This is a genomic window from Variovorax sp. GW823-FHT04F07 (assembly GCF_058795995.1).
Genome location: NZ_JBXAIG010000001.1, coordinates 387,559 through 402,652, shown reverse-complemented (window position 1 = coordinate 402,652; position 15,094 = coordinate 387,559). Strand labels below are relative to the sequence as shown.

Sequence of the window (15,094 nt, the reverse complement as noted above, 5' to 3'; positions counted from 1 at the left end):
CGGACAGGTGCTCAGACGAGCCCGAGTTTTTTCCTCAGGCTCGCATCCACCGGTCCCGCCGGCATGAAGCGGCGCAATTTCGTCAACAGAGACGCCTCCCCCGGCGGCGTGCAACGCATTCGCCACGGGCCCAGCGCCGCCTCGACGATGGTGCTCGCCACGCCGTGCGGCTCGGGCGCACTGCTCACGCTCTCGGCCACGGAGAGCGTCACCAGCTCGCGTTCGCGGTCATAGCCCGCGATCCGCGCCTTGACACGAGGCGCATTGGCATCGAGGTTGGTCCGGGTGAAGGCCGGCTGCACCAGCGTGGCACGAATGCCGAACTGGCGCACTTCATGGTCCAGCGACTCCGACAGCCCTTCCACTGCGTGCTTGGTGGCCGCATAGAGTCCCATGTACGGAGCCGGAAGCACACCGAGCACGGAACTCACGTTGACGATTCGCCCGCGGCGTTTTTCACGCATGTACGGGAGCACCGCGCGCGTCGTGCGGAGCATGCCGAAAACGTTGGTATCGAACAGCACTGCAGCCTCGGCTGTCGCGGTTTCCTCGACCGCGCCGATGATCATCATTCCCGCGTTGTTGACCAGCACGTCGATGCGCATGGCCCGGTCGATGACGGATTCGATGCCCCTCTGGACAGAGCCTTCGTCGCGGACGTCCATTTCGATGAACTCCACACCAGGCAGCGCGGGTGCTTTGCGCAACTCGCGAACGGTGCCGAAAACCCGGCAGCCTCGCGCCACGAACATTTCCGCGGCGGCACGTCCGATGCCCGAGGACGCGCCAGTCACTACGACGACTGATGAACTCGACATGACTGGTTCCTTCGATCTTGATGAATGATGATGAAGCGCATCAGTGCGCGGGCTGGGTCGCGTTGCCTGGCCTGATCCTGAACCAGATCGAATACATCGCCGGCAGGAACACCAGTGTCAGGATCGTCCCCGCGAAAGTGCCGCCGATCAGCGTGTACGCCAATGCGCCCCAGAACACCGAATGCGTCAGCGGAATGAACGCGAGGATCGCCGCCAACGCCGTCAGGATCACGGGCCGCGCTCGCTGCACCGTCGCCTCGACCACCGCGTGGAAAGGGTCCAGCCCCTCCTGCTCGTTGTGGTGGATCTGCCCCAGCAGAATCAGCGTGTTGCGCATCAGAATCCCCGACAGCGCGATGAGCCCAACCAGCGCATTGATGCCAAATGCCTGCTGGAAGATGAGCAGAGTTGGCACCACACCGATCAGTCCCAACGGGCTGGTAAGGAACACCATGACCATCGCCGACATCGAGCGCACCTGGAGAATGATGATCAGAAGCGTGACCGCCAGCATGATCGGGAACAGCGGCAGCATCGCCGCGGTCGCCTTCTCCGATTCCTCGATGGAGCCGGCCTGGACGATGCGGTAGCCCGCGGGCAGCTTTTCGATGATCGGCTGCAGCTGCTTGGTGATCGCGTTCGACACGTCCGGCGGCTGCGTTCCGTCGGCGATGTCGCCCTGCACCGTGATGGTGGGCACGCGGTCGCGTCGCCGCATGACCGGCTCTTCCATGCGCATCTCGACCTGGCCGACCTGCGACAGCGGAATGCGTTGACCGCCGGCACCGGCGAGCGTGAAGTCCGCGATGCGGGCCGGGTCGAGACGCGTGTCGCCCGCCGAACGGGCGACGACCTGCACGGTGCGGATGTCTTCGCGCACGGTCGTCACTGGCACGCCGCTCAAGAGGAACTGCAGTTGTTGCGCCACGGCATTGGAGCTTAGGCCCACGGCCTGCAGACGGTCCTGATTCAAGGTGAAGTGCAGCGCGGGCGTGCGGGTGCCCCAGTCGGTGCTGACGGTGCGCATCATCGGGCTCGCATCCATGACCTGACGCACGTCGGCCGCGATCTTCCGCAATTCGTTTGCATCCGGCCCCGTGACACGGTAGGCCACCGGGAACGGCGAGTACGGGCCGAACACCAGTTGGGTCACCCGCAGCCGCGCCTCGGGCGCCAAGCCCTGCGCGATGGCCTCGCGCAGCCGCAGCTTCAGGGCGTCACGCTCTTCCTGGCTGGCTGTGCGGATGACGATCTTGGCGAAGGACGGGTCCGGGAGTTCCGGGCCCATGGCGAAGAAGAAGCGCGGTGCGCCCTGGCCGATATAGGAGGTGACAATCTGTGCCTCGGCTTGCTTAGACAGCCAGGCCTCGACTTTCGCCGTCGCGTCGCTGGTCTGCGTGATGGCCGTGCCATAGGGCATCTGCACCTCGACCAGGACCTCGGGACGGTCAGAGATCGGGAAGAACTGCTTCTTCACGACACCCATGCCGAGGATGGACAGCACGAACAGCGCGATAACGGCGCCTGCGACCAGCCACTTGCGTGCGATCACGCGCTCGAGCACGCGACGCAGGCGGTTGTAGCGCGGCGTGTCGTAGATCGCGGCGTGGCCGCCTTCGATTTTCTTGAAGTTCGGCAGCAGCTTCACGCCCAGGTACGGGGTGAACACCACCGCGACGACCCAGGAGGCGATCAGCGCGATGCCGACGATCCAGAACATGTTGCTCGTGTACTCGCCCGCTGTCGACGGCGCAAAGCCGTTGGGCATGAAGCCGACGGCGGTGACCAGCGTGCCCGAGAGCATCGGCGCCGCCGTGTGGCTCCACGCATAGGCCGATGCAGCGATGTGGCTGTAGCCTTCTTCGATCTTCACCACCATCATCTCGATGGCGATGATGGCGTCGTCCACCAGCAGGCCCAACGCCAGGATCAGCGAACCGAGCGTGATACGGTCGAAGTTCTTGCCGGTGGCGGCCATTACCACGAAGACCACGGCCAGCGTGAGCGGCACGGCTGCAGCGACAACCAGGCCCGCGCGCCAGCCCATGCTCAGGAAGCTCACCAGCATCACGACCAGCAAGGCCGCGAAGAACTTCATCATGAATTCGTCGACCGATGCGGCGATGTTGACCGACTGGTCCGTGACCTTCGACAGGCTCAGGCCCAACGGCAGTTCGGCATTGATGGCGCGGGCTTCCGCGTCCAGCGACTTGCCCAGGTCGAGCCCGTTCCAACCCTCTTTCATCACGACGCCGATCAGCAGGGCCGGTTCGCCGCCGCTGCGGATCATGAAGGTGCTTGGGTCTTCATAGCCGCGCTTGACCGTGGCGACGTCCGACAGCTTCAGGGTGCGCCCTTGCGCGACCACCGGCGTGTCCCGGATCTTCTGCAAGGTGTCGAAGGCACCGTCCAGGCGAATGAAGACCTGCGGACCTTTGGTTTCTACCGACCCGGCCGGGCTCAGCGCATTCTGGGCATTGAGCGCGGCGAACACATCCTGCGGGCCGATGCCCAGTGTGGCCAGCCGGTCGTGCGCGAACTCGACGTAGATCCGTTCGGGCTGCTCGCCGGCGATGTTCACCTTCTTCACGCCCGGCACGTGCAGCAGCCGCTGGCGCAGCGTTTCCGCATCGCGCACCAGCACGCGCTGCGGCTCTCCCTTGGCCTTGAGTGCGAAGAGGGCGAAGGTGACGTCGGCGTACTCGTCGTTGATCATCGGGCCAATCACGCCCGCCGGAAGATTGCCCGCTTCGTCGCCGACCTTCTTTCGTGCTTGATAGAACTCTTCTTGCACCTTGGAGGGTGGCGTGCTGTCCTGCAAGGTCAGCGTGGTGAACGCGAGACCGGGCCGCGTGTAGGTTTCGGCGCGATCGTAGTAGCGCAGTTCCTGCAGGCGTTTCTCGACCTTCTCGGCGACCTGGTCCTGCATTTCCTGCGCCGTGGCGCCGGGCCAGGCCGTGATGATGGTCATCACCTTGATCGTGAAGGCCGGGTCTTCCGCGCGCCCCAGCTTGAAGAAAGCGACGAGGCCGGCCAGCGAGATCAGCAGGATCAGGAACAGGGTGATCGCGCGCTCACGGACTGCGAGCGCCGACAGATTGAAACGGCCTTCGCTCATGGACGGGCTCCGCCACCCGCAGGCGCCGCGGCCGCGCCGGCAACGCGCACCTCTTCACCCTCGCGCAGCAGGTGCGCGCCGAGTGCGATCACGCGATCGCCCTGCTTGAGCTCGCCCGTGATCTGGGCGCGGTCGTCTTCCAGCGACTCCACCGTCACCGGCTGCCAGTGCACCTTCGCCGGATCACCGGTGATGACCCAGACCCCCGGCGCCTTGCCGGCGTCGAACAGGGCGCCGATGGGCACCTGCACACCGTTCTTCGCGACGACCTTGCCATCCCCGACGTGAACCGTCACCGTGGCCCCGAGTGGCGCGTTGACCATCTCGCCATCAAGCACATAGCGCGCCTCGAAGGTGCGCGTGAGCTTGTCGGCTGCATCGGAGAGTTGCCTGAGCTTGACGGCCACCGCAACACCTTCCCTGCCGAACAGCGTGGCCTGGCCGACGGAGCCGATGACCGGACGTAGCGTTTCCGGCAACTGGACCACGGCCTCCCTGCGCCCGGCCTGCGCCAAGCGGACCACCGGCTGCCCGGCGTTGACGACCTGGCCAGGCTCGGCCAGCGTCTCGAGCACCGTGCCGTCCGCGTCGGCAACGAGTTCCGAATAACGACTGGAATTGCGCGCAACCTCGGCCTGCGCTTCGGCCGCACCGAGCTGGGCCTGGGCCGCATCCGCCGCCGCCTTGACCTGGTCGTACGCCGAGGCGGAAATGGCGCCGGTGCCGCGCAGATCGCGGTAACGCGCTTCTTCGTCGCTCGCCTGCTTTGCACGCGCCCGTGCAGCGCTGACAGCCTCCTGCTGGGCACGCGCCGCCAACCTCAGGTCGACCGGGTCGATGCGCATGAGCAACTGCCCGCGCTTGACCGTCTGGCCCGCGTCCACGAAGCGCTCCAGCACCTTTCCGGAGACGCGGAAACCCAGGTCGGTTTGAACCCGCGCGGCCACGGTGCCGGTGAACGAGCGCGATGCCGACGCGGCCGTCTGGACGGTGGCTGCGCGCACCAACGGCGCCTGGGTGCGCGGATCGGGCGGCGCCTTGTCGTCGCAGGCGGCCAGCGCGAACGGCAAGGCGCAGACAAGTGCAGATGTAAGGAAGCGGCGCGAGTGCATGAGGGGCCCATAGACGAATCGATCAGGGCCCCGATTCTGATAACAGTGACCATTTTAGTCAATGGTCACAGTCGATTTATATCTTCAAGGAGACAGACTGCGCAGCACCAGACCCGACAGCTGGGCCGGCGCCTGGTCCGTGTAATGAGCGCTGAGCTGCAGGATCACGGGGTTGATATAGGGGTGCATGACCAGATAAATGGCCGCCGCCGCCTCGTCGATCGGCGTCTTGCGCTCGAAGTCGCCCGACTCGCGGCCCTGCTTCAGCAGCTCGATGAGCATCTGCCGGATGCACTCTTCATGGGCAATGGCCGAAGGCCAGCGCTCGCTGGCCGCCGAGATGGCGATCTCGTAGAGCTTGCGGTCCTGGAAGAACAGGCGCAGGCCCGAATCGACAATGGCCTTGAACATACGGCGCAGCTTCTCGGGCGGGCTTTCGACCCCGTCGACCGCCACGCGGATGCCCTCCTGGATCTCGCGCAGGCAGTTCGCGCAGATCATTTCGCCAATCGCCTGCTTGGACTCGAAGAACTTGTAGATGTACGCCTTGGAGAAGCCGATGGCCTTGGCGAGGTCGGAAACCGTGGTCTTCTCGTACCCGTACTGGCTGAAGTGCTCGGTGGCCGCGACGACGATCTGCGCGCGCACGTCGTGATCGGCCGGCCCCCGCGCTACAGGCGGAGAAGAAGTTGCATTGCTCATGACCAGAGCTTACCGCCCGGACAAACAAACGACAACAAGTGACCATATTGAATTATAGTCACACACCTTTTCCTGTCCGCCGTCCCGGAGCAACCCATGTCCCAACGTACTCTTGCCCTGCCCCTGCTGTTCAGCCTCCTCGCAGGCTGCGCTGTCGGGCCTGACTATGTCCGACCTGCCCCGAGCCTGCCGGACCGATTCATCGGCGCGACAGCCCTCGACCAGCGATCCGCCACCGCCACCGCCACCGCCGAGCTGGTGGCCTGGTGGACCGGCTTCGGAGATGCACGACTGGCCCGCTATGTCGAACTCGCGCTGAAACAGAATCTTGACCTTGCGCAGGCATCCGCCCGCGTGACGCAGGCCCGGGCCGGGCTCGGTGCGGCGAATGCGGCGCTGCTGCCCTCGGGCAATCTCGGCGGACAAGCTGCCAGGGCCTACCAGTCGGTGGAGACGCCACTGGGCCAGGTCCTGAACTCGCAGCCAGGGTTCGATCGCTACGGCAACGCCTACGAAGCGAGTCTCGGCGCAAGCTGGGAGCTGGACATCTTCGGCGGCCTGCGCCGGGGACGCGAGGCAGCGCTGGCCGACTACCAGGCATCGGAGGCCGGCGCGACCGCCACGCGCCTGGCCGTGGCCGCGCAGACCGCAGACATCTACATCACGCTGCGCGGTCTACAGGCCCGCCTCGACGTGGCACGGCGGCAAGTCGCCACGCAGCAGGACCTGCTGTCGAAGATCAACCTCCTCTACGGCAAGGGGCTGGCCGCCGAACTCCAACTGAGGCAAGCCGAAGGTGCCCTGGCGCAGGTCCGTGCATCTGTGCCAGTGTTGGAGGCGGGCGAGGCCGCGGCCATGAACGCGCTCGACGTGATGCTGGGCGCGACGCCGGGCGCGCACCGCTCCGAATTGGCGGCGGGGGGTGTCATTCCTGTCGCACCGCGCATCGGCGCCACCGGAACACCCGGCGATTTGCTGCGGCGGCGGCCCGACCTGATCGCTGCCGAGCGGCGCCTTGCGGCATCGAACGCGCGCATTGGCGTGGCCATGGCCGAGTACTACCCGAAACTCTCACTGGGGGGAACGATCGGCAGCGCCACGTCCGTGGCCAGCGGCAATCTGTTCACCGGCGGCGCCAGCCAGGCTGCGGCCCTGCTCGGCCTGCGCTGGCGGCTGTTCGACTTCGGGCGCATCGACGCGCAGATTGCACTCGCCAAGGGGCAGGACGCGGAGTTGCTCGCAGCCTACCGGCTCGCTGCACTGCGTGCGACCGAAGACGTGGAGAACGCCTTCTCCGCCCTGGTCAAGCGTGAAGAACAAGCCGCCTTGCTCGCGCAGGGCGAGGCATCGCTCGGTCGCGCGCGAGGGGCATCGTTCGCGGCCTATCAGCGAGGCGTCATCAGCCTGATCGAAGTGCTGCAAGCGGACGAGAGCCTGCTGCGCGTGGCCGATGCAAGAGCGCAAGCGCAAACGGAGTCGGCGCGCGCGGCGGTCAGCGCGTTCAAGGCGCTGGGTGGCGGCTGGCAGGCTGAACCCCTCGAAGCGGTGGCAATCCGTCCGCATTGAGACACTGAATACGTCCCGGCAACCCGGGCGATCCGACAGACTCACCCGTTGCGTTCGAAAACACCGGTTCGTCCGACCTCCACGCCGAAGGACAGAGAGACGCAGCGACATCGCACAGATGTACAGCTACAAACCTCCTGTGCCGCAGCACGAAGCGAGTGACTCTAGCGTCTTCCCCAATCTCCCCGGGCGAAGCCACACACCGTCACTGCGGCGCCGACGATGGCGCCCCCAGCCACCAGCAGGAAGGCAGACTCGAGGCTGAGCCTCCCCGCGAACACCAGCGCCGCTGCGGACAGCGCGCACACGAAGCGCAAGACACCGGCCGCAAGCGGCCAGCCGACGCGCCGCGCGCCCTGCCCCGCGAAATACAGTGACAACGCGACGGCAATGAAGCCGAACACCGGGCCCATCACCCTCAGGTACTGCCCCCCGACGGCCAATACGTCGGGGTCGCTCGCGAAGTGAGACATCCACAGTCCAGGAAAGAATGCCACGCCGAGGCCCAGCACTTCGAGCAACCCAGCAACGAACAATGCGTTCGCCAGCGCAGCGCGCCGCGCACGCACCACATCGCCGGCGCCAATGCAGGTTCCAACCACGGCGACGGCGGCGGTGCCGAAGCCGAACATCACGGGAACCAGCAACATTTCCAGTCGAGACGCGATACCGTAGCCCGCGATCGTCGACACGTTGAAGGCGCCTGCAGCCGCCGTGATCGCGGCAATTGAAAGCGTCGTCATCGCCGCGTTGAGGGTCGACAGCAAGCCAACGCCAAGGATGGCACCGAAGTGATCACGCCGTAGCGGGTGCCGACGAAGTCGAAGCCTCGAGCCCGCGGATCGCATGGAGGCAACGATCGCCACGAGCGAGCCTGCACTGCACAGCACCTGCGCCACGCCCGCACCGGCGACGCCCATCCGCGGAAACCCCAGCCAACCCAGGATCAGGACGGGAGAAATAATGAGCCCGACGCCAACGCCGCCGAGCATGATCAGTGCTGGAGTTCTGACGTTGCCCGCACCTCGCAAGGCTGACTGCAGCAACGTCGGAATCCAGAACAGCACCGCGCCGCCAAAGAGAATGTCCGAGTATCGAATCGCCTGCTGCAAGGACGCGCCTGTTCCACCCAGTTCACGGTAGAGCATCGGACCCGCGGCGATCACAGCCAAGGCGAACAGTCCGCCTGCGATGATCGCGATCACGACGCTGTGCCACACGAGACTTTCGGCTTCGTCTTGCCGCCCGCCGCCGAGCGCCCGCGCGACCGCCGAAGAAACCCCGCCTCCGACACCGCCGTTGGAGACCATGGTCATAAGCAACATGACGGGCACGACTAACGAGGCCGCTGCGATAGCGTCGACACCCAGCCCGCTCACGAAGTAGGTTTCTGCCACGCTCAGCACCGTCTGCATGAGCATCACGGCGACCGTGGGCACCGCGAGGCGAATCAACAGCGGCAGCAGCGGCGCGTGCAGCAAGGGGTTGGCGACGCCCGAGTTGACCTTGGCGGGCAAAGGGGCTGGCTCCAAGGCTCTGGCGGCGTCAGCAGTGAGGGAAGTTGTCATCAGGTGTCCACCTTTGGCTGGCATGTGCGTGATGGGCACCCGCAACTTCGGGCTCTCCTGCCGACCGTTTTTTTCTTACCGCACGCGGAGCGTGAAGCAGTCGTTGCTCAATTGGCCTTGGCGCGCAGATCGGCCGGGTGCGGCATCGTCGAAATAACTTTGCTGTTCACACGAGAGCCGGAGCCGACATTCTGGTCGGGCCGCAGGTTGTAGTGAACGGCCTCGGCTTCAACGAGAGAACGCGCCGTCGAAACAGCCATGGTCTCGGGACCGCGAGAACCGCGAACCACGTTCTGGTCGGGCGCTTTGGCGGTGCGCACGGCCTCGGCATTCACCTCATCGCGCGTCTTGCTGGAGAAGGCCTTGTGCACACCGTCGTACGCCTCTGCGTGGGCGCCGGCCGCGACCAGGAGGGTCAGAACAGGGGCCGATACGATCTTCATGGCTGTCGTGAGATTCATGGAGGTTCCAAAGAAAAAGGTTGGAGAAAAACGCTTGCGGGTCTCGTCTCGAGAACCTGCAGATCAAGTCTTGCGCCAAATTCGACTTCGGCAGTCATGCGATCAAGACACGCCACGTTTCCGTAGCCGAAACCTTCTGCATCGCAGCAACGGGCCTTCCAGCATGCCCGTCCCGGCGGGCTTTGAGAATCAAGTCGCGCGCCCGAACGTCTGGAGCGCGCGTTCCAGTCGTTCGTCCTGAGATTGATCGCCAGAGAGGAATCGGAAAGACCTGCGCTCGTAAAATCGGCATGCGCACATCAGGCGCGGATCGGAAAACTAGTTCACACGTCACATCGCGATCAAACCTCTTACGTTTGTCTGCTGTAACGAGATCTTCGATTCGCCCGGGTGCACCCATCTGCTCGTAGATATCAACGCCGCGTCGCCATGCTAGTGCTCATTCGCACATTGACTCTCTCGAGCAGTGGACTGCCAGCACCGGAGCCCGAAGCCGAACGCCGCAGACCTAACCGACGATAACCAAAGGCACGTCAATGCTCCCTTATCGGCGGCTGAGAACGCACCGCAAACGGTAGGAACATGCTGCACCCAGGCCGGCAGCTCGTCCCTGCGAGTGGCAGGTACGCAGCGACACCCGACATCCCTCGGCCTCGCGCGAATGGCTACTATCGGCCAAGACCAGTCATTGGCGATAGCAGCAGGACCCGCCCCAGAAGTAGTCTTATCAGAGAAGAAATCCGCATGAAAGACTCATACCGCAGCTTGAAATTGGCCGAAGGTATCTTCAGCGTTGTTTATCTGATGACCTGTCTTGCGGATCGCGTACATGAGGACTTGGGCTTCAACCTGAGCCTGTTGGCCAATGTCGTGTTTGCCGTTCAAGTCGCTACCGTTGCCGCCATCTTGGTATATCTGCCAAGCTTTCTAGCGTCGCTATTTCGTAGTCGATCCGATCGACAACCGGTGCGTGTCATGGTGGGAGTCTTCGGAATTTTGATAGTTTTCTCATCCACGACGGACTTCTTCAACCATATGCGTAACTCCATAGTTCGTTTCCTCGAACGAAAATTAGGTACGCTTCTTCTTATTGGCGCTCAACCTAACCATTCAGTCGAGCGGACCGCCTACGGCATCCGCTCACCTTTGCGTTAGGCCGCAAAACCGACTACCTGTGGCTCGTCACCCGAAAGCCCGCCCCCCCCATGAAGATTGAAGCGCTAGATCATTTGGTATTAACGGTTGCAAGCATCCCAAGGACACTTGACTTCTATCAGCGTGTCCTAGGCTTTGAAGCCAGAGAGTTCAAGGCCGGGCGATTCTCAGTGCACTTTGGACAACAAAAGATCAACCTGCACGAGTTGGGGACTGTTGTCGATCCGAATGTGAAGCACGCTACTCCAGGTTCTGCGGATCTATGCTTCTTGACCGTAACACCTATAGAACAGGTACTTGTGCACCTACAAAACGAAGGCGTTCCGGTCGTGCAAGGGCCAGTCCTAGCTACTGGCGCGCAACGCGCATTGGTTTCCGTCTACTTCTATGATCCCGACGAGAACCTGATCGAGGTAAGCAATGAGGTCTAGCCGTACTGAAACTGCGTGGTTGCGGCCTAAGCATTCGCTCAACCGGACCCATTGCGGCGTGCGGCCAAAGTCCCGCCATTTCATTCTGGGCCTTTAGCCACACGCCGCAACGGTCCGGTTAGCTCAAACGTTGAGCGACCGCTGTACGACCTTGAAATCGCTCAGCGATTTGGCCGCTCCGGGCCCGTTCACGACGGCGGCGCGACCGGCTACAGTCGGCCATAAGCCGCCGTTCGGCGCGGATGAGCGCGCGTCAGCGTGTTGGGCGCGTGCCCATGGCCGTGAGCACGCCCAACCCGATAAATGATGTTCCCGCGAGCCGGTTACCCCAGCGGCCGCCCCAAGCAGCTCGTCTCAGGCGCGGTGCGACGAGACTTGCCGTTAGCACGTAGATGACGTCGGTGCAGCAAGCGATACCAACGAAAACACCACCGAGCGCAACGGTCTGCATCAGCGGGTTGCCGTGAGCGTCCATGAACTGCGGCAGGAAGGCGGCGAAGAACAAGGTGGTCTTTGGATTCAGCGTGAAAGAAAACGTAGTGCCTTGCCCGATGACGCTTGCGACGTTCAGAGATCCGCCCATGGCCGAGACAATGCGCTGAGCGATGAACAATCCCAAGCCTGCACTGCCGCTGGCAGCCTGGACCTGTTGGAATTGCCCGAAAATATCGACCTGCTGGCTCAGGTCAATTCCTATGCCTGTGTCGCTCACTTCGAAATGCGGATTGGTAGCGTTTGGGTGTCGCTGAGACTCAGATCAGTTCGGCATCCGCAGGCGGCGACTCGATCGGCGCGGTGCTCCATTGCAGCCGCAGGCTGTCGTCCAGGTGGCCGTCGCCGAGGATGGAAAGATCGTTGCCGAGCACAATGTTCTTGGCGGGCAGAGGGATCGTCGCGGCTGCGCCCGTGACCTCGAAATCCTGCGGACCATCCAAGAGGCCCAGCGCCGAAGCGAAGGTATCGGTGGAGCGGCAACCGTGCTCCACGAACGGCCCGGTGCTCGCGCCCATCGCCAGGCCCATGGCGCCAAGCTTCGATTCGGGGTCGATCCGCAGGTAGGTGAAGATCACACGGTCGCCGGCGCTGGGCTCTCGCATCAGCTTCACCTGCGAGGCGAAGCTGGCTTGTCCGCTCCAGGTGATCGTGCAGTCCGGCGGCACGTGGAAGGCGCCGCCTGCCGCCAGCTCCATGGTGGAGTCATAGGTGCCGATCGCATAGCGCACGGGCCGCTTCACATCCTCGCCACAGGTGTCGCGCACCGGCCCTACGTCGGCTCGCCAGCGCGTGCGTATCGGCCCGTCGACGGCGAGGCCCGGGTAGTTTTGCTTGAACCAGTGCGTGTCGATGCGGATGTTCCACTGGCTGACGGTGCGCCGGTTGCTGCGATCCGCACCCAGCTCCACCCACACCGGTCCGCGCGAGCCCGCGCCCACGCGCGGCAGGTCGCAGACGACGAGCTCATGCTCCCAGCGCACCACCTGGCGCTGCGATCCGTCGACGAAGACCTTGCCCTGCCTGCGACCGAAAGCGCCGATGAGGTTGAGCTGGTCGTTCAGTTCATCGACCTCGACATGGTGAATCGACGGCGAGAGGATGTGACTCACCGCGCTGCGCGGATTGGGCTTGGCGATGAAGTAGGCGCCGGTCTTGGTGCCGTTGCCGGTGTCGTGGTTGAGATTCTTGCGCTGCATATGGGCGATCACTTCTTCGCCCGTGAAGGCGCGTTGCTTCGGCGTGTGCGGCTTGAAGAGGTTGGCGCCCAGCATCCGGTCAACACAGTACTTCGGTATGTCAAAGGCGGCCGGCGGCGAGCAGATCTCCGTCCAGCCCAGGTAGAGGCCCGCGTTCTTACGGTGGCAGGCGACGAGAAAGTCGATCACCCGGTCGTTGTCGGCGCTGTTGGCGCTGTTGCAGGCGTTGATGACGACGACGCTGTCCTGCGCGAACTCCCAATAGGTGTCGACGAAGGCAGCGGTGATGCCGTAGCGCGTGTCCTTGAGCATGATCTCCTCGCCCTTGCTGTCCACGGTGGCGAGGCCGTTGTAGGCCGTGAAGTAGGTCAGCCGGAAGGCGGCGAGATCGGCCTGGAAATCGGGTTGTGCCTCCAGGGTGGGGTCGATCAGCGTGGACGACTGGATGGAGTACATCTGCGGTGAGCCCGTATCCTGATGGCGCGTGTGCTTCACGCCGCCATGAGTGTTGATGTAGAAGAAGCCGTCCCCTTTGATTTGGCGCAGGGTCGTAATGTGCGCGTCACCCTCGACGCCTGGTTGCAGCGCGTAGTCATGCGCGCTGAGCCAGCCGGACATTTCCGCGATAGCTGCCTGGCCGTCGAAAGGCGTGAAGAAGGAATGCATCAGACGTGCCTTGCGCTCGCTAGGCAGTTCCGGCGGCTTGGCGGCAGCCAGCCCCGCCGCCTTTTGTGCTTGGCCCGTATCAGCGATGGCGGCGGTCAGCGTCGAAGTTCCGGTGGGCTTGAAGTTGTGCGACACCATGTGCACGCGGCCATCGGCGAAAGTGCCCCAGGCCGTCAGTGAGCGTTCGTCAAAGCCTGTCTCCACATAGTTCGGGTCTTTCGCCATGATCCCCGTCAACTCGGTCAGGTAGGCGATCGGCTCGAGTTTGCGCGATTCGAGATCCAAGCATGCAGCTTCCACGGCCCGGATGCTGGCGAAGCGGCTTGCGGGCGCAAGCCCTCCGTCCGTCCGGGGGCCTTCTCCACCGCCTACCGCAAGCGGGCCGCTGCCTCCTCCCCCTCCGCCGCCGCAGGCGACAAGCAGCGAAGGAGCACCGAGCCACAGCGCGGCCGTGGATGCGCGACCGAGGAAATTCCGGCGACCACGGGAAGGAGCCAGGGAAGAGAGGGAGGCGGATATCGAAGGAAGAGGGCTTTTCTTGGTTGTCATCGTCAGGTGCAAAAAAGGCAATGCCGGCGCCCATTCCTAGGCGACGCGGCCAGCAACGGTTTGTTGCGGCCGCGACTGTAGGCAGCGCTGGCCGCACTGGGAATTGCGTTTTTTGTGATACCTTTTTTGGATGACCAGACCAGTCACCGTCCGCCAGATTCGCTACTTCCTCGCCGTTGCCGAGGAGCGCAACTTCAGGCGCGCCGCCGAGCGGCTGGCCATCACGCAGCCGCCCCTGTCGCGGCAGATCGCAGAGCTGGAGGCTGAACTGGGCCTGCAACTGCTCGAGCGCAATACGCACGGCGTGCGGCTGACCAGCGCCGGAGAGCTGGCCATGCGCAGCTTCGCGGAGCTGATGCACAGTTTCGACGCGACGCTCGAGCATGTGGCCCAGTCCGCGAACAAGCTGCCGCGTCTTCGCCTGGGCGTTCTGAACTGGGTTCACTTGAACCGACTATCCGCAATGGAACGGAGCTTGGTGGAATCGGGGCATGCGAGCGGGATCGACGTACAAACGACAACGACGATTGCCGCAGCTTCGGCCCTTCGGCGCAACGAGCTGGATGCCGCCATCGTGCTCTGGCCGGCTTCGATGTACCGCCTGCGTGGCAACCTGGTCGATGAGGTCCCCCTCATGGCCTTCGTTCCTGCGACGTCGGATCTCGCGCGCCAGCGGCGCATTGCAGTGCGGGACCTGCAGTCCCTGCCGCCATTCTTCCGCTTCAGTCGCAGCGTGAACACACGCATGTACGACGAGTTCACGCGCGAGTACACGGCGCATGGCTTTCGGCCGAAGGCCGAGGCGCCAGCACCCGATCCGTTGCATGTCTTCGCCCAGATCGGCGCCGGCCGTGGCTGCACCTGCCTGCCTGCGCCCTTTGCGTTGCATCGCTACGCGGGCGTACAGCCCAGGCCGCTGCGGGAGCGGATCATGGTGCCGCTGGTGGTACTGACTGCGTCGCGCGTGACGCAGGAGTTGCACAACGCCCTGGTCAAGGGCGCGACGCGGATGCTCAGCGGGTGAACGGCATCGTTGTGGATGGCGCAAACGTCGAAGGTGCTGATGCTCCCCCGGGCCTTCTCGAAGGCATCATCCCTTCCGCGATCGACACGGCCGCCAACCTTGGACATCGGGGCGCGCGGCAGCGACGCGAGACGGAGCAGTTACTCATGGGTTCAGTCGAAGGCAGCATGGCTTGCAAGCAAATCCCCTCTGTTCATTGCCGGGCTACACCAAGGACGTCACGATATCGCGCA

At 64.0% G+C, this 15,094-nt stretch carries 12 protein-coding genes; 4 read left to right on the top strand and 8 right to left on the bottom strand.

Annotation, left to right across the window (positions count from 1 at the left end; all coding sequences use genetic code 11):
• Positions 1–11: 11 nt before the first annotated feature.
• The 4 genes from AC1RAA_RS01895 to AC1RAA_RS01880 form a co-directional block, all read right to left on the bottom strand.
• Positions 12–818 carry an oxidoreductase gene (locus AC1RAA_RS01895; protein ID WP_159277284.1) on the bottom strand — a complete coding sequence of 269 codons (807 nt, stop codon included), beginning with the start codon at positions 816–818 and terminating at the stop codon, positions 12–14.
• Positions 819–858: 40 nt separating this feature from the next.
• On the bottom strand, positions 859–3,936 hold the full coding sequence (locus AC1RAA_RS01890; RefSeq protein ID WP_159277285.1) for an efflux RND transporter permease subunit: 3,078 nt from the start codon (positions 3,934–3,936) through the stop codon (positions 859–861).
• Positions 3,933–5,048 carry an efflux RND transporter periplasmic adaptor subunit gene (locus AC1RAA_RS01885; RefSeq protein ID WP_159277286.1) on the bottom strand — a complete coding sequence of 372 codons (1,116 nt, stop codon included), beginning with the start codon at positions 5,046–5,048 and terminating at the stop codon, positions 3,933–3,935. The genes AC1RAA_RS01890 and AC1RAA_RS01885 overlap by 4 nt, the downstream gene beginning before the upstream one ends.
• An 84-nt stretch (positions 5,049–5,132) precedes the next feature.
• Complete coding sequence (locus AC1RAA_RS01880) at positions 5,133–5,750, bottom strand: TetR/AcrR family transcriptional regulator (protein ID WP_139701802.1); 618 nt, start codon at positions 5,748–5,750, stop codon at positions 5,133–5,135.
• 96 nt (positions 5,751–5,846) lie between these two features.
• Between AC1RAA_RS01880 and AC1RAA_RS01875 the strand changes: the two genes are divergently transcribed.
• Positions 5,847–7,316, top strand: a complete 1,470-nt coding sequence (locus AC1RAA_RS01875; protein ID WP_492726186.1) for an efflux transporter outer membrane subunit — start codon at positions 5,847–5,849, stop codon at positions 7,314–7,316.
• Between the two features lie 164 nt (positions 7,317–7,480).
• On the opposite strand, the gene AC1RAA_RS01870 is transcribed toward AC1RAA_RS01875, so the two are convergent.
• Both AC1RAA_RS01870 and AC1RAA_RS01865 read right to left on the bottom strand, forming a co-directional pair.
• Positions 7,481–8,884, bottom strand: coding sequence for an MATE family efflux transporter (locus tag AC1RAA_RS01870; RefSeq protein WP_159277288.1), 1,404 nt, complete (start codon positions 8,882–8,884; stop codon positions 7,481–7,483).
• Between the two features lie 107 nt (positions 8,885–8,991).
• Positions 8,992–9,345 carry a DUF4148 domain-containing protein gene (locus AC1RAA_RS01865; protein ID WP_235926633.1) on the bottom strand — a complete coding sequence of 118 codons (354 nt, stop codon included), beginning with the start codon at positions 9,343–9,345 and terminating at the stop codon, positions 8,992–8,994.
• A 744-nt stretch (positions 9,346–10,089) separates the two neighbouring features.
• On the opposite strand from AC1RAA_RS01865, the gene AC1RAA_RS01860 reads away from it, so the two are divergent.
• Positions 10,090–10,500, top strand: coding sequence for a hypothetical protein (locus AC1RAA_RS01860; RefSeq protein WP_159277289.1), 411 nt, complete (start codon positions 10,090–10,092; stop codon positions 10,498–10,500).
• Positions 10,501–10,550: 50 nt separating this feature from the next.
• Entirely contained in the window at positions 10,551–10,931 is a 381-nt protein-coding gene (locus tag AC1RAA_RS01855) for a VOC family protein (RefSeq protein ID WP_082818216.1), read from the top strand.
• Positions 10,932–11,184: 253 nt separating this feature from the next.
• Here the strand turns inward: AC1RAA_RS01855 and AC1RAA_RS01850 are convergent, their stop codons facing one another.
• A complete protein-coding gene (locus AC1RAA_RS01850; protein ID WP_159277290.1) occupies positions 11,185–11,643 on the bottom strand; it encodes a LysE family transporter in 459 nt (152 codons plus the stop codon).
• Positions 11,644–11,683: 40 nt separating this feature from the next.
• Entirely contained in the window at positions 11,684–13,573 is a 1,890-nt protein-coding gene (locus tag AC1RAA_RS01845; protein WP_492726185.1) for a hypothetical protein, read from the bottom strand.
• A gap of 394 nt (positions 13,574–13,967) precedes the next feature.
• Here AC1RAA_RS01845 and AC1RAA_RS01840 point away from each other — a divergent pair, with 394 nt between their 5' ends.
• Positions 13,968–14,861 (top strand): LysR family transcriptional regulator, encoded by an 894-nt coding sequence (locus tag AC1RAA_RS01840; protein ID WP_139701809.1) that lies wholly within the window; start codon positions 13,968–13,970, stop codon positions 14,859–14,861.
• The last annotated feature ends 233 nt before the right edge of the window (positions 14,862–15,094 follow it).

Coding starts and splice junctions, on each gene's coding strand:
- AC1RAA_RS01895 (WP_159277284.1), bottom strand. CDS start 818: ATGTCGAGTTCATCAGTCGTCGTAGTGACTGGCGCGTCCTCGGGCATC.
- AC1RAA_RS01890 (WP_159277285.1), bottom strand. CDS start 3,936: ATGAGCGAAGGCCGTTTCAATCTGTCGGCGCTCGCAGTCCGTGAGCGC.
- AC1RAA_RS01885 (WP_159277286.1), bottom strand. CDS start 5,048: ATGCACTCGCGCCGCTTCCTTACATCTGCACTTGTCTGCGCCTTGCCG.
- AC1RAA_RS01880 (WP_139701802.1), bottom strand. CDS start 5,750: ATGAGCAATGCAACTTCTTCTCCGCCTGTAGCGCGGGGGCCGGCCGAT.
- AC1RAA_RS01875 (WP_492726186.1), top strand. CDS start 5,847: ATGTCCCAACGTACTCTTGCCCTGCCCCTGCTGTTCAGCCTCCTCGCA.
- AC1RAA_RS01870 (WP_159277288.1), bottom strand. CDS start 8,884: ATGACAACTTCCCTCACTGCTGACGCCGCCAGAGCCTTGGAGCCAGCC.
- AC1RAA_RS01865 (WP_235926633.1), bottom strand. CDS start 9,345: ATGAATCTCACGACAGCCATGAAGATCGTATCGGCCCCTGTTCTGACC.
- AC1RAA_RS01860 (WP_159277289.1), top strand. CDS start 10,090: ATGAAAGACTCATACCGCAGCTTGAAATTGGCCGAAGGTATCTTCAGC.
- AC1RAA_RS01855 (WP_082818216.1), top strand. CDS start 10,551: ATGAAGATTGAAGCGCTAGATCATTTGGTATTAACGGTTGCAAGCATC.
- AC1RAA_RS01840 (WP_139701809.1), top strand. CDS start 13,968: ATGACCAGACCAGTCACCGTCCGCCAGATTCGCTACTTCCTCGCCGTT.